The sequence below is a fragment of the Acidiphilium sp. AL genome (assembly GCF_025499445.1).
In the GTDB taxonomy this organism is placed as follows: Bacteria; Pseudomonadota; Alphaproteobacteria; order Acetobacterales; family Acetobacteraceae; genus Acidiphilium; species Acidiphilium iwatense.
Window position 1 is genome coordinate 1 of the sequence record NZ_JAIMBZ010000059.1, and the last position, 13,341, is coordinate 13,341.

Genomic DNA, 13,341 nt, shown 5'->3' on the forward strand with positions numbered 1-13,341 from the left:
GACGCTCTGCCCCGGTCGGTTGCCAACGCCATCACGCCGGCTTCGCCGGCGCCGATCGTGCGCGCCTTGGATACAGGCGGGGGCCGTTCAGCCGTCGTCCTTCCCCGGAAACGCGGTTCTTGACCCACCCCATAAAAGGCAGAGGGCGGCTGGGAATTTCTTGACGGGTGACAGGCCAGGAGAGTGGCTCCGGGCCGCCCGTCATGGAGTTTTTCCCATGGCCAAAACTGTTCAGAAAATCACGCTCAGCGCCTCGCGCGATATCCCGTTCGACCGCCTGGTGCTCTCGCAATCCAATGTCCGGCGGGTGAAAGCTGGCGTATCGATCGAGGAACTGGCGGCGGATATCGCCCGGCGCACGCTGCTGCAAAGCATCACGGTGCGCCCGGTGCTGGATGACAAGGGTGCTGAGACCGGCATGTTCGAAATCCCCGCCGGCGGGCGGCGCTATCGGGCGCTGGAATTATTGGTGCGGCAAAAGCGCCTCGCCAAGACCGCGCCGATTCCCTGCGTCATCCGCACCGAGGGGATCGCTGAGGAGGACAGCCTGGCGGAGAATGTGCAGCGCGCACCTTTGCATCCGCTGGATCAGTTCCGGGCGTTTCAGGCGTTGCGCGAAAAGGGGCAGAGCGAGCAGGAGATCGCGGCGGTGTTTTTTGTCGCGGTCTCGGTGGTGAAGCAGCGGCTGCGGCTGGCTGCCGTCTCGCCCCGGCTGCTGGATGTCTACGCCGAGGATGAGATGAACCTCGACCAACTGATGGCGTTCTCGGTCAGCCCCGACCATGAGCGCCAGGAGCAAGTGTGGGAGGCGCTGCAGCGCTCTTACAACAAGGAGCCGTATCAGATCCGCCGCTTGCTGACCGAAGGCGCGGTGCGCGCTTCGGACAAGCGGGCGCAATATGCCGGAGAGGATTATGTGGCGGCGGGTGGGGCCATCATGCGCGATCTGTTCCAGCAGGATGATGGCGGCTGGCTGCAGGATGCCGGGCTGCTGGCACGCGTGGTGGCGGAAAAGCTGGCGCGCGACGCCGATGCGATCCGTGCTGAGGGTTGGAAATGGGTCGAGGTGGCACCTGAATTTCCGTATGGCCATAGCTACGGCCTGCGGCGCATTCCGGGCACGCGCCGACCGCTCACCGATGAGGAAATCGCCCAGGTCGAGGCGTTGCGCGCCGAGGCTGAGCGGATCGAGGAAGAAGCCGCCGCGGCGGATGAAGTCTCCGATGATGCCGATGCCCGCCTCGCGGAAATCGAGGCCGAGATCGACGCGCTAACCCAGCGCCCGCCGGTGTATGATCCTGCCGAGATTGCCATGGCGGGGGTGTTTGTCAGCATCGATGGCAACGGCGCGTTGCGGGTGGAACGCGGCTATGTTCGCCCCGAGGATGAGCCATTGGTGGTTGAGGAAGCCGATGAGGCGACTTTGGCGGCCAAGGGTAGTGGTGTCGCAGATGATGATAGCGATCCCGCTATGCCGGAAAGCCGGATCATTGTCGCGCATGTCGGTGATGCGGCCGAACCGGAGGTGGAGGAGGAAGATGGTATCAAGCCCTTGCCTGACCGGCTGCTGACCGAGCTGACCGCGTATCGCACGCTGGCGCTGCGCGAGGCGCTGGGTCATGAGCCCGGCATTGCCTACCTCGCCCTGCTGCACGCGCTGTGCTTGCGGCTGTTCTATCGCTACGGTGTCGAATCCTGCCTGGAGATTGAGGCGAAGAGCGTGATGTTCGGCGCGCAGGCGCCGGGTCTGGCTGACACGCCCTTGGCGGCACGGGTTGATGCACGGCACGAGGCTTGGGCAGCGCAATTGCCCGAAGATAGTGCTGAACTCTGGGATGCTCTAGCCAATCTCGACACGGATAGTCGCGAGGCCCTGTTCGCGCATTGCGTGGCGCTGACGCTGAACGCCACGCATGATGCCTATAACCGGCGGCCCCGTGCGTTGGCGCATGCCGGGCGGCTGGCGGAAATTCTGGCGCTTGATCTGGCCGATGCGGGCTGGGCGCCGAATGTGGACAATTACCTCGGCCGGCTGACGAAGGCGCGCATTCTGGAAGCGGTGTTTGAGGCCAAGGGCGAGCAGGCGGCGCAACGGCTTGAAGGGCTGAAGAAGGATGCCATGGCCGAAGCCGCCGCGCAAATGCTGACGGGCACCGGCTGGCTGCCCGAGGCGCTGCGCACGAAGGGCGTGGAGACCATGACGATGCCGGCAGATTCTGCGGCAGCGGCTACGCATAGTTCTGTCGCCGCCGCTGCCAGCGCGCCTGTGATCGGCGAGGCGGCTGAGACGGCCGATTTTCCATCCGCCGAAGACGAAGCACAGCTCGAGCCGCACGAGATCGCGGCGGAGTGATCCCAGAACCCCGAGGCGGCCCAAAGGCCGCCTCGCCTCTATTCCTTCACACCATCCAAACCCGGCTTCGTGCCGGGTTTTGCATTTCTGGAGACAGATCATGTCAGACAATCACAATCACAATCAGGCGCCAAGCCAGCAGCCGCTTACCAGTATCGATCCGTTTATGGTCTCGTGGGAACAAAAAGAACGCGCGTATCGTAAGCGCGCGTGTGCCGTGCTCGAGTGCAACAAGAAAATGCTTTTCGGCATTCTGGCGGAACATGGCATCACCGCCGTGATCGTGAATTTCGACGGCTATGGCGATAGCGGCCAGATCGAGGAGATCACGGTTCAGAGCGGTGATGTTGCCGTTGAATTGCCGGATGAGCGGATCGAGATTTTACGGCCCGCCTGGGATAGCCCGGACATTGAACGCGAGACCCATACGGTGCGCGAAGCCATTGAGGCTCTATCCTATGATTTTCTGGCGCAGACGCATTGCGGCTGGGAGAATAATGATGGTGCGTTTGGCGATTTTACCTTCGACGTGACCGAGGACAGCATCACGCTCGACTATAATGAGCGCTATACCGCCACCGAAAATTATTCCCATGAATTTTGAGGAGGCGGCAATGGCACACCCTTACCATCACGCTTTATCCTCCGCGAAAAAATGGGGCGGAACGGCGGAAGATTTTTTACCCCTGCATTCTTGGTTCGATGAGAGCAAGATGATCTCATCGGATTTTCGGCACCGGGCACTTCGCCATCATGCCGAAGGCATCTTCATGGCGGAGAGATTTTTTGGCCATGTGATGACGATCTCGACGGGACGGATGATACCTGTGCGCCTGATTGGCGAACAGCATGTTCGTGAAGATCTCGGCTTCATACCGGGCTTCGCGGATTGGATCAAAGCCATCCGCCCTGAACCCTGGATGGGCCGGGCCAAGGCGCTGCATAGACTGCTTCATCCGTTTGAAGTCGATGCCGCCTGATCCTCTCGCTTCATCATTCATCTCTTTCAACCCAGAACCCGGCTTCATTCATGCCGGGCTTTGCATTTCTGGAGGCCAATATGGCGGATTATTATTCACCGATCGTGATCCCGGAGATCATCCCGAACGCGGACATGACGAAGCTGGAGCTTTTGTTGCTCTCGCATATGTTCGATGCGGACTCAGATGGCGACGCCACCTATTTCCATTCCTGGCAAGGGCCATTGGATCTGATCTGGATTGATCGCGCCGAACTTATCGCGGCGCTGGACGCGGCCAGCAGCAGTGACAGCCAGACGCGTGGCTATGTGGCGGAGAAACTAAAAAACGCCACATCGGATGATGACACCATTGATCTGGATATGAGCGGTATGTCGTGGGAGGTCATTCTCCAGGACATCGTGCGGCGTTCCGCCAAACTGCGTTATATCACAGTGACGACAGCGTTCATGTGCTCAAAGATGCGCGCCGATGGGTTTGGCGGCATGGCGCTGTTCATCACCGCCGATGCGATCAAAGGCTGCTCGACCACGGAGTTTCTGTCGGATTGTCTTGCTGACATCGCCGGACAGGAGGGCAGGTAGAAGGATGTCCGGGACAATTTGCGAAGAACCGTGAACAATGCGGATGGGCCGGACCCGGCAGCGGGGCGGCCCATTTTGCGTGGGCGCCTGTCAGAGAATCAGAGTCTTCACGCCCAGTGCTGCGCCGGCTTCGCCGAGGCGGCGGTCAAGCGTGCATAGGGTGGCGCCGTGATCCGCGCAGATGGCCAGATGCAGGGCATCGCCAGCGCGCAAGCCCAGCGTGTATTGATCCGAGAAGCGCGCGGCGGTGCGGAACTGCGGCCCGCTGACCGGCAGGTGCAAAAAACTTTCAGCGGCGAGTTGTGTGAACATCGCCAAGGCTTCGGCACGGTGCGCCGGTTGCAACTGGCCGGTGCGTAATTTGATAGATAAGGCCGAGGAGAATTCGGTCATCACCCAATCGCTGATCGCCAGCTCTCCGGCTTGCTGTGCGGCCAGCCAGGCCTGCATGCGCGGGGTCTCGGCTTCATTGGTCAGGGCGGCGACCAGTAGCGACGTGTCGAGATACAGGCTCAATAACGCGCCTCATCGCGCATTTTGCGGATGGATTCGCGCGCGGGCTCAGCCTGTTTCGGCATGGCAGCGGTCACGGCTTGCAGCGCCCCAAGATTGACCGGCTTGCGCGGGATATCAGCCGGGACGAGTTGCGCCACCGGTTTGCCCCGGCGGGTGATGCGCACAGCTTCGCCGGCGGCGGCCCGTTCGACGAGTTCGCTTAAGTGCGCCTTGGCGTCGGCGAGGTTAACGCTGTTCATGGGATGCTTCTGACCAGTTAGATGGTCACTTATAGCATGGATGCCGTGGGAGGGGAAGATTTTTGGCGGGCGTGGTGGCCCGGCCAACTTCCGATTCGGAAGATAGCGCGTGGGCAAGGCGGAGCGATATGCTGCGCTGTTCGGCAGCTTGATGGGCTGGCGCCCCAGTTGGCGGAAACTCTTTGGTGATGGAGGAGAAAGCGATGCCCAAGCGTGATTTTACCATGCCTGTGGCTGAGCTGGCGCAAATGCTGGCCCGGCAGGCTGAGGCAGTGTGCCGGCATTATTTGCCCGCCGGGCGGCGTGAGGGGCGCTATTGGCTGGTGGGGGATGTTCATAACACACCGGGGCGGTCTTTGTTTGTGCGGCTCAGTGGCGGCGGCATGGGCAAGGGGGCTGCGGGGCGCTGGCAGGATGCCGCCGAGGGCACGCATGGCGATTTGTTGGACTTAATCGGCGAGTGTTGCGGCCTGACCGAGTTCTGGGATGTGGCCGAGGAAGCGCGGCGGTTTTTGGGGCTGGCGGGGGACGATCATGAGGCGAGATACAATCACTACAGTCATCCCCCTCAGGGTCAGGTGCCGAGTTTAGCGGGCGCCTGTGCCGCCCCCGAGCCGCAGGCGGATGATGGCGTGTATCCTGCCCCTGACGCTGCCCAGGCTCAACGGGCCGCACGGCGGTTGTTCGGCATCGCGCAGCCCCTCTCGGGCACCCTTGCTGAAAGCTATTTGCACTGGCGCGGCATCACGCCAGCGGCACTTACCGGAATCGGCGAATTACGGTTCCATCCGCGCTGTTTCTACCGCGCAACCCCGGATGCATCGCCAGAACCCTGGCCAGCACTGATCGCGGCGGTGACCGATCTTGATGGCATGATCACCGGTATCCAGCGTACCTGGCTCGACCCTGGCGGGTCTGATCCTCTCGACCCCATCCGGCTCGGCAAGGCACCGCTTGAGACACCACGGCGTGCACTGGGCCATCTGCTCGGACATGCCGTCCGGTTCGGCCGCGCGACGGGCATTGAAGTGTTTGCGGCCGGAGAAGGCATCGAGACCATGTTGTCGTTTCGTTGCGTGCTGCCCGCCATGCCGATCGCCGCCGCACTCTCGGCGGGACATCTGGCTGCCTTGCTGCTACCAGCTGACTTACGGCGGCTCTACATTGCCCGCGACGCCGATGCAGCCGGTAACCGCGCGGCGGCAAGCTTGACCGAACGCGCGCAGGCTGCCGGAATCGAGGTGCTGATCCTCTCGCCCCGCCTTGGCGATTTCAATGATGATCTTCGCGAACTTGGCCTCGCTGAATTGCGGGCAAGCTTGCGGGTACAACTGGCGCCGGAAGATGCACACCGCTTCATGGTGTGCGGCTGAGATTTTACGCAGCGGATTGGCGCGTGACGGCCCGCCAACGCCGGGATCATCGCGCCCGCCGGGTACTGTATTCCCCCAATTTGCCGGGCGGCCGCGCCGGCGGCCTTCCGAGAGGGCGCTCTGTGCCGTGGGCGGCGGCGGCCCGCAATGGCGGCGGGGCCGCTATTTTCCGCCGCCCCGGGGGAATGATCGACAACACTGATCATGCCATGCGATGCCCGGGGCTTTGCAGCGCGAAGCAAAATAGCGGCCCCGCCGCCATCCTCCGCTTACGCTCCGGCCTCACCGGTGCGGGCGGCCGCCGCCCACGGCTGGGATCGCCACGGAAGGCCGCGATGGGCGCGGGCTTCCGGCAAACAGGAGCATCCCATGACCCGCGACTTTGACGATACCGGCTACGAGCCACCGCACGCCGCTTCCCCCACCGCGCATATTCTCAGCGAACTGCAGCTCTATGGCTACCATCCCGGCCAGGGCGAGCCTGACCCGCGGCCATTGCCCGAAGCACCGCTGATCGTAGGCGCCGTCGCGGATATCTTCGATGCATTCGCTGCCACCCTGACGGACACCCGGCTGGAGCCAGATCTTGAAGAATTGCTCTGGGCGACGGTCAATCTTTTCCATCGCGCCGTAGGCCGGATCGAGCGCGCGCTGGATGATAATGAGCAGGCGCAAAAACGCAGCCAGAAGGAGCAGGATGGCTCCGAGGTGCGCTCGGTCGAGCTCGAACGCCTCACGGCGGAGGGGCAGACATTGCTGGAACGCCGGGACTGCCTGGAATTCTTCCGCGACCAGGCCGCCGAGCAATTTGAGCGCCAAACACGTTCAGCCTGGCGCCCACGCTCCGGTTCGATGGTCAATCACCGCGCGCTGACCGCTTCCCTTATCGACAGCCGCGACTTTATCACCGCCAAGCGCCGGGCCGAGACCGAGCCGCTGCTGCCCTCCGGCCCAAAAATCGCCTTCACCGGCGGGATGGAGTTCAACGATCACATCCTGATCTGGGACAAGCTCGACAAAGTGCACGCCAAGCACCCGGACATGGTGCTGCTGCACGGCGGCAGCCCAAAGGGTGCCGAGCGCATCGCCGCTGCCTGGGCGGATGCACGCAAGGTGACGCAGATTGCCTACAAGCCCGACTGGGCACGGCATGCCAAGGCGGCACCGTTCAAGCGCAATGACGCGCTGCTGGACGGCCTGCCAATCGGCGTCATGGTGTTCCCCGGTACCGGCATTCAGGAAAACCTGGCCGACAAAGCCAAAAAACTCGGTATTCCGGTGTGGACATTCGGCGGTGGGGGCGCATAGCCCCCAAAATTCAGCCCGCGCATGCCGTATCCCATCTACAGGCTGAAGCCCCCCGCCGACGGCGGCTTTATTCATCGGACAAGCCCCCGCCAAACACCTCGCCCGGCATCACCGGCGGAATTCATCGTGGTGTGCGCCCCGTTTCGCTGGTGTAATCGGACGTAAAAGGTGTGCTCCTCGCGCAGCATTGCCGTGGATTGGCATGGTCAGGTGCGCGGCTGGATTTATCGCATGATCGGAATGATCTCTCTACTGCGAAATGCATGGCCATGTGCCGCCAATCCGCATGTCCATTGATGTGAGGGCAGGCGCGTTGGAGCAACGGGGTATACAAGGCATGATGGCGCGGCGACGTCTGCAAAAAATTATCGTTCTCGGTCATGGATGATGCCGCTTCATGGAAGATTTTAAGTGTCGCCAGACTTCCCCTGACTGCCTGCCCCAAGCCGCGCCACGCGGCCTCTCCGTGGCTGATCTGACCGAAGGACGATCGCCTTCCTGCAATGGCGGCTTCTGGCTTTTTTCCCCGGCAGCGATGCTGCCTCCTCGCGGGCGCTGCGCTTCAAAAAAGCCGGAAGCCGCCATCCTCCGCTGACGCTACGGCCGCAGGCGGTGCAGGCCGATCGTGCCCCCGGTCAATTGATCGCCATCGAGGCTGCGATGGTCGCGGGCTCGAAACAGCAAAGGAGATTTGACATGGCTACCATCGGAACCTTCAAGAAAGCCGGCAATGAAATCCACGGCGAGATTGTGACCTTAAGCGTGCAGACGAAGAACGTGCGTATCGTGCCTGAAACCAACCGTGGCAACGACAACGCACCCAGCCATCGTATATTCTGTGGACGTGCCGAGCTAGGTGCTGGCTGGTCCAAGCGTTCCGCCGAAGGGCGCGATTATATCTCGGTCAAGCTGGATGACCCAAGCTTCAGCGCGCCGATCTACGCCAACCTCTTCGACGATGAAGGCGGCGAGGGCTACACTCTTATTTGGTCCCGCAGCCGTAAGCAAAACGGGGAGTAATAACCGCGATGAACCCCGCCCGGCGAAGCCGGGCGGGAGAGTGTAATAAAAATTGACGGGAGCATTTTGGAAAACGTCAATATCAGCAAAGTAGAGTTTCGGCATGGAGTACGCAGCTTTTTGAAAAAAGCTGCACCAAAAACTTTTTTGAATTATCAGAGTATCCATCCGGTGAATCTTTCAATTACCCACAAATCCGAGCTCGTATGGCGGGGTCCTATTGCCCGGCGCGAATCGCGTGTGATTCTTTGTCCGGCACCGAATCTGGGGCGGTGCGATGGACGAAGAAGAGGTTGGCTGGTTTGACCGCGAGATTGCTGGGTGTCATTTTGCGGACGAGCGCCTGAAAGGGCGGTTCCGCAAGCTGATTGCGCAGTTGGGAGGTTCTGTGGGGCAAAGCATTCCGCTGGTCTGCCAGGATTGGGCCAACACGAAGGCGGCCTATCGCTTTTTCTCCAATGACCGGGTCAGCGAGGCGGATATTCTGGCCGGACATTTTCAATCGACCGGCGAGCGCGTTGGCGCCACCGACGGCCTAGTGTTCATGCTCCATGATACGACGGAATTTGTTTATAAACGAGAGTCTTCGGAGGCTATCGGCATCACGAAGAGTGTGAATAGTGGCCGGGACAAGGCCGGTCGTCTGCGGTCGCACTCGGTTTGCGGCATCCTGATGCATTCGAGCCTGGCGATCACGCGTGACGGGCTTCCCCTTGGTCTTGCCGCTGCCAAATTCTGGACCCGCAAGAAATTCAAGGGAACCGCGGCACTCAAGAAGAAAATCAACCCGACGCGGGTACCCATTGAGGCCAAAGAGAGCATACGATGGCTGGAGAACCTGAAGCAATCTACGGCGGTTTTTGCTGATCCGGGACGGTGTGTCCATATTGGCGACCGCGAGAGCGACATCTATGAACTCTTTTGCACGGCGCATGGAATTGGCACGCATTTCCTGATCAGAACTTGTGTCGACCGCCTGGCTGGGGAAGGTGATCACACAATCGCCGACGAAATGGATGAGGTGACGGTGAAAGGGCTGCATCGCATTGATGTCCGGGACAGCAAAGGCGATCCGGACGAAGCCGTGCTGGAGATCAAGTATCGCAAAATCCGGGTCCAACCGCCAATCGGTAAGCAGAAGCGATATCCGGCATTATCGTTAACCGTGATCCACGCCGAGGAGCGCGGGAGCCCGAAGCATCGCAAGAAAATCCATTGGAAGTTGATCACCGATCTGCCGGTGCAGTCGCGCAAGGACGCCATCGAGAAACTCCAATGGTATGCGATGCGGTGGAAAATTGAGGTATTCCACAAAATCCTAAAATCCGGCTGCAAGGCTGAGGAATCAAAACTCCGGACGGCCCAGCGGCTGACCAATCAGGTCGCTGTCTTTTGTATCATCAGCTGGCGCATATTCTGGATCACAATGCTAAACCGATCTGCCCCGCAGGCGCCGCCGGCGCTGGCATTGGATGAAACAGAAATCGGCCTGCTGGATCAGCTTGTGAAAGACAAAATCCGACTTCGCCGGAAGACACTCGGCCGGTATCTGACCAAGATCGCCCAACTCGGCGGCTATCTCGCACGCGCGACCGATCCTCCCCCCGGAAACATCGTCATGTGGCGCGGGCTCTCACGCCTCACGGATATCAAACTCGGCGTTATGATCGGCATGCAAATTGTGGGTAATTGAAAGCCGGTGAATGCCGCGGGCGTTACTTTTCCAGATTTCTCCGCTCTCTGATGATACCCTCCAGGTTTTCGACACCAAAGTCGGAGAAGGCTGCGGCGGCTTCGCCATCTGGTCCATAAACCCAGATCAGCCCGTCTTCCGGTTCCATTTCTTCGATGATTTCGTTTAGCCAGTCCTCGTCCTCACCGAGCTCTTGTGCGACGAGGGCGATGGTCTTGATTGCGTAAATCTTGTTCAGCTGTGTTGTCATGCCGCGCAAGGAACCGTTGCGGCCGGGCGGGCGGTCCAATTCCAGGGCATCAATTCGTCGAGCCTGTGCGCCGGATGATTGGCAATGCGGTCGAGGACGTCGGTGAGCCATGCCTGCGGGTCGATGCCGTTCATTTTTGCAGTGGTGATCAGGCTGTACATCATCGCGGCGCGCTGCCCGCCGCGGTCAGAGCCGGCAAACAGCCAGTTGCGGCGCCCCAGGGCCAAGCTTCGAATGGCGCGCTCTGCCGCGTTGTTAAAGAGCATGATGTCCTCGACGCGCTGTTTCAGGGGCCTGGACCCAAGCTTGCCAGTGGGTACAGTCGGGTCACTGGGCCGGGGCGTCGGGAGCATGAAACGGCGGTAGGCCGTCCTGACCATGAGCTGTGAGCTCGAGTTGTTACCTGGCCGCCCCTACGACCTGCCCGGTTGCGCCGCGAGCGCGGATCCGTAGATGTCGTGTGAACCTGCCAGCTCCCGGAAATCGATGGAGAGGGAGTATGCGAGTCATTGGAATGGATGTTCATCGGTCGTTTGCCCAGGTTGCGATCCTGGAGGACGGTCGGATCGTTGCGGAGCGTCGCGTCGAATTGGTGCAGGAGAAGGTCCTGACCTTTGGGCGAATGCTGCAAGCCGATGATGAGATCGTGCTTGAGGCCACAGGCAACACGGCGGCGATCGAGCGGCTGCTCCGGCCCTTCGTGAGCCGGGTCGTCATCGCCAATCCGCGCATGGTGCGCGCGATTGCCTATGCGCGGGTTAAGACGGACAAGATCGACGCCGTCATGCTGGCCCGTCTCCAAGCGGCGGGATTTCTCCCCGAGGTCTGGGCGGCGGATGACGACACGGTCCGGCGTCGCCGTCAGGCTACCGAACGCATGGGGCTGCTCGAGGAGACCGTGCGCCTGAAATCGCGCATCCATGCGATCCTGCACGCGAACCTGGTTCCGTTCTACAAGGGCGAACTTTTTGGACCGGCCGGTCAGCGGTGGCTGGCTCAAGCTACGCTTCCCGACCATGAACGGCGAATCCTCGACCGTCTCGTCGAGGAATTGCGGCACACCATCGATCAACTGGCGGCCCTTGACCGGGAGCTGGCCCGCTTGGCGCTGGCGGATGAACGGGCGGTCCGGCTGATGACCATTCCTGGCATCGGCCCGATCGTGGCCACGATGGTGCTCAGCGCGATCGGCGACATCTCGCGGTTCGCTTCGCCCCAGAAGCTCGCGAGTTACTTCGGCCTTACCCCGAAGGTGCGTCAGTCCGGCGAGAGCCCGGCCCGTCACGGCCACATCTCGAAGCAGGGCAACGCTTCCGTGCGCAAGATGCTGGTCGAAGCGGCATGGTCGGCCCGAACCGCGCCGGGCCCGCTGCGGGCTTTCTTCGTCCGTGTCAACGCCAAGCGGGGGCCAGCGGCGGCCATCGTCGCGACAGCCCGGAAACTGGCCGTGTTGATTTGGCATGTGCTGGCCAAAGGGCAGGACTACGCCTTCGCCAGACCGGCATTCCAGGCCATGAAGCTGCGCAAGGTCGCACTGAAGGCCGGAGCGCCTCGCGAATACGGCAAGGCGGGTCCTGGCCGGGACTACTGGATCAAGGAAATCCGCCAACGAGAAATGGAGTATGTGAAACGCGCCGAAGAGGCTTATGCCCGCATGGTCGAAGCTTGGCGAGAGGTTCCACCCGGAAGCAAAAAAAGGTCTTGCTGACGCAAGTGCACTCTTGTCAGCTTCATCCGTCGACAGGCAGATCCGCCCATCGGTGAGGAACCGGGTGAAGGCGGTCCAGCGGTTGAGCATGTAGTCCATCGCCTTGGCAATGCCGTTGTGGCGCGAGAGCTTGGCGCGCTCGGCGCGCATCCAGGTTTCAAGGTCGGCGACCAGCGGGGCGCTGTGCTCCTGGCGCGCGGCGAGGCGCTCGGCAGGTGATTTGCCGTTGATGGCGCGCTCGACCTCGAACAGCGCGTCGATCCGCTGCACCGCGGCCAGCGCCATTGGCGCGACGAAGGCCGGTGTGCGGCCCTGCGCCTTGCGCTTGGCGTTGCGGGCGATATCGGCCAGCTCGAAGAATTTTCGCCGCGCATGCGCCCAGCAGGCAGCCTCGATGATGGGGCCCGGTGTTCGGCCGGATTCGTAAAGTTTGTTGTACCCAGCATAGGCATCGGCCTGGAAGATGCCGCTGTACCCAGCGAGATGAGTCTGCGGATGAATGCCAGCCCGATCTCGTGAGTAGTAGAACACCGCACAAGGCGGCCCAGCACCACCGAACGGCCGGTCGTCGCGGACGTAGACCCAGGCGCGCCCAATATCGGTCTGGCCGCGCGCCAGCACCGGCACTGTGGTGTCGTCGCCGTGCACGCGCTCGGCCGCGAACACCATGGCTTCCATATGTTTGAACGCCGGCTCCAACGCGGCGCAAGCGGCCCCGACCAGATCGGCCAGGGTCGAGACGCTGAGCGGCACACCCTCTCGGGCGAAGCGCTCGGACTGGCGGTTGAGCGGCTGGTGCTGGCCAAATTTCTCATAGGCAATCATCGCCAGCAGGCTGGGACCGGCAAAGGCGCGCGGGATGACGTGGAACGGCGCTGGGTTCTGGCTGATCGTCTCGCAATCGCGGCAGGTGAATTTTTCCCGGACATACTGGAGCACCTTGTGCTGGCGCGGCGTGCTCTCCAGCGTCTCCGTCACCGTCTCGCCCAGCTTGGCAAGCCGCCTCCCGCCGCAGCATGTGCAAGCAGCTGGCCCCGGCAGGACGATCCGTTCGCGCGGCAGATGATCTGGGAAGGGCTGGCGTGAGGGGCGCTTGCGGGTGGCGCCGGTGACCGTAGTTGCGCGGGCCTTCGCGGCTTCCTGCTCGGCCCTTAATTCGTCCTCGGTGGCAGTCGCCTCTAGTACCCTCCGTCATTGATTTTGCGGCGGACCTTCGATTCGATGACTCCGCAACGACGGAGATGGTTCGTGACCGCGAAACAAAGTGCCGTAAAGAAGTATGTGGTGAAGCTCAGCCTCGAAGAGCGCGAGCGGCTC

General features: G+C 61.7%; 12 protein-coding genes and 2 pseudogenes. 9 read left to right on the forward strand and 5 right to left on the reverse strand.

All coding sequences use genetic code 11. The annotated features are described in order from the left end of the window. Positions 1–217: 217 nt before the first annotated feature. From AiwAL_RS18405 to AiwAL_RS18420, 4 genes are all read left to right on the forward strand, one after another. A complete protein-coding gene (locus tag AiwAL_RS18405; protein ID WP_262313289.1) occupies positions 218–2,353 on the forward strand; it encodes a ParB/RepB/Spo0J family partition protein in 2,136 nt (711 codons plus the stop codon). 100 nt (positions 2,354–2,453) lie between these two features. Next, positions 2,454–2,957 (forward strand): DUF6878 family protein, encoded by a 504-nt coding sequence (locus AiwAL_RS18410; protein WP_262313290.1) that lies wholly within the window; start codon positions 2,454–2,456, stop codon positions 2,955–2,957. Between the two features lie 10 nt (positions 2,958–2,967). Next, positions 2,968–3,333, forward strand: coding sequence for a DUF6915 family protein (locus AiwAL_RS18415; protein WP_262313291.1), 366 nt, complete (start codon positions 2,968–2,970; stop codon positions 3,331–3,333). A gap of 50 nt (positions 3,334–3,383) precedes the next feature. Further along, positions 3,384–3,917 (forward strand): hypothetical protein, encoded by a 534-nt coding sequence (locus AiwAL_RS18420; RefSeq protein ID WP_262313292.1) that lies wholly within the window; start codon positions 3,384–3,386, stop codon positions 3,915–3,917. 90 nt (positions 3,918–4,007) lie between these two features. Here AiwAL_RS18420 and AiwAL_RS18425 read toward each other — a convergent pair whose 3' ends face one another. Both AiwAL_RS18425 and AiwAL_RS18430 read right to left on the reverse strand, forming a co-directional pair. After that, on the reverse strand, positions 4,008–4,433 hold the full coding sequence (locus AiwAL_RS18425; protein ID WP_262313293.1) for a type II toxin-antitoxin system VapC family toxin: 426 nt from the start codon (positions 4,431–4,433) through the stop codon (positions 4,008–4,010). Further along, positions 4,430–4,672 (reverse strand): type II toxin-antitoxin system Phd/YefM family antitoxin, encoded by a 243-nt coding sequence (locus AiwAL_RS18430; RefSeq protein WP_262313294.1) that lies wholly within the window; start codon positions 4,670–4,672, stop codon positions 4,430–4,432. The genes AiwAL_RS18425 and AiwAL_RS18430 overlap by 4 nt, the downstream gene beginning before the upstream one ends. A gap of 203 nt (positions 4,673–4,875) precedes the next feature. Between AiwAL_RS18430 and AiwAL_RS18435 the strand changes: the two genes are divergently transcribed. From AiwAL_RS18435 to AiwAL_RS18450, 4 genes are all read left to right on the forward strand, one after another. Continuing rightward, entirely contained in the window at positions 4,876–6,045 is a 1,170-nt protein-coding gene (locus AiwAL_RS18435; protein ID WP_262313295.1) for a toprim domain-containing protein, read from the forward strand. 369 nt (positions 6,046–6,414) lie between these two features. After that, complete coding sequence (locus AiwAL_RS18440) at positions 6,415–7,353, forward strand: DUF2493 domain-containing protein (protein ID WP_262313296.1); 939 nt, start codon at positions 6,415–6,417, stop codon at positions 7,351–7,353. A 696-nt stretch (positions 7,354–8,049) separates the two neighbouring features. Then, the gene (locus AiwAL_RS18445; protein ID WP_262313297.1) at positions 8,050–8,373 is read left to right on the forward strand and encodes a DUF736 domain-containing protein; all 324 of its coding nucleotides are present in this window, start codon (positions 8,050–8,052) and stop codon (positions 8,371–8,373) included. Between the two features lie 277 nt (positions 8,374–8,650). Next, complete coding sequence (locus tag AiwAL_RS18450; RefSeq protein ID WP_262313298.1) at positions 8,651–10,066, forward strand: IS4 family transposase; 1,416 nt, start codon at positions 8,651–8,653, stop codon at positions 10,064–10,066. A gap of 22 nt (positions 10,067–10,088) precedes the next feature. Here AiwAL_RS18450 and AiwAL_RS18455 read toward each other — a convergent pair whose 3' ends face one another. Next, positions 10,089–10,316 carry a hypothetical protein gene (locus tag AiwAL_RS18455; RefSeq protein WP_262313299.1) on the reverse strand — a complete coding sequence of 76 codons (228 nt, stop codon included), beginning with the start codon at positions 10,314–10,316 and terminating at the stop codon, positions 10,089–10,091. After that, a pseudogene (locus AiwAL_RS18460) lies at positions 10,313–10,585 on the reverse strand (transposase domain-containing protein); the annotation flags it as partial. The pseudogene AiwAL_RS18460 and the gene AiwAL_RS18455, both read right to left, overlap by 4 nt. Positions 10,586–10,830: 245 nt before the next feature. On the opposite strand from AiwAL_RS18460, the gene AiwAL_RS18465 reads away from it, so the two are divergent. Beyond that, positions 10,831–12,024, forward strand: a complete 1,194-nt coding sequence (locus AiwAL_RS18465; RefSeq protein ID WP_262313300.1) for an IS110 family transposase — start codon at positions 10,831–10,833, stop codon at positions 12,022–12,024. 9 nt (positions 12,025–12,033) lie between these two features. On the opposite strand, the pseudogene tnpC reads toward AiwAL_RS18465, so the two are convergent. Beyond that, positions 12,034–13,206, reverse strand: a pseudogene (gene tnpC, locus AiwAL_RS18470) (IS66 family transposase); the annotation flags it as partial. Between the last annotated feature and the right edge of the window lie 135 nt (positions 13,207–13,341).

What these genes read in the sequence shown, in the direction of transcription:
- AiwAL_RS18420 (WP_262313292.1), top strand. Translation starts at nt 3,384, where the DNA reads ATGCCGGGCTTTGCATTTCTGGAGGCCAATATGGCGGATTATTATTCA.
- AiwAL_RS18405 (WP_262313289.1), top strand. Translation starts at nt 218, where the DNA reads ATGGCCAAAACTGTTCAGAAAATCACGCTCAGCGCCTCGCGCGATATC.
- AiwAL_RS18435 (WP_262313295.1), top strand. Translation starts at nt 4,876, where the DNA reads ATGCCCAAGCGTGATTTTACCATGCCTGTGGCTGAGCTGGCGCAAATG.
- AiwAL_RS18445 (WP_262313297.1), top strand. Translation starts at nt 8,050, where the DNA reads ATGGCTACCATCGGAACCTTCAAGAAAGCCGGCAATGAAATCCACGGC.
- AiwAL_RS18450 (WP_262313298.1), top strand. Translation starts at nt 8,651, where the DNA reads ATGGACGAAGAAGAGGTTGGCTGGTTTGACCGCGAGATTGCTGGGTGT.
- AiwAL_RS18440 (WP_262313296.1), top strand. Translation starts at nt 6,415, where the DNA reads ATGACCCGCGACTTTGACGATACCGGCTACGAGCCACCGCACGCCGCT.
- AiwAL_RS18455 (WP_262313299.1), bottom strand. Translation starts at nt 10,316, where the DNA reads ATGACAACACAGCTGAACAAGATTTACGCAATCAAGACCATCGCCCTC.
- AiwAL_RS18465 (WP_262313300.1), top strand. Translation starts at nt 10,831, where the DNA reads ATGGATGTTCATCGGTCGTTTGCCCAGGTTGCGATCCTGGAGGACGGT.
- AiwAL_RS18430 (WP_262313294.1), bottom strand. Translation starts at nt 4,672, where the DNA reads ATGAACAGCGTTAACCTCGCCGACGCCAAGGCGCACTTAAGCGAACTC.
- AiwAL_RS18415 (WP_262313291.1), top strand. Translation starts at nt 2,968, where the DNA reads ATGGCACACCCTTACCATCACGCTTTATCCTCCGCGAAAAAATGGGGC.
- AiwAL_RS18410 (WP_262313290.1), top strand. Translation starts at nt 2,454, where the DNA reads ATGTCAGACAATCACAATCACAATCAGGCGCCAAGCCAGCAGCCGCTT.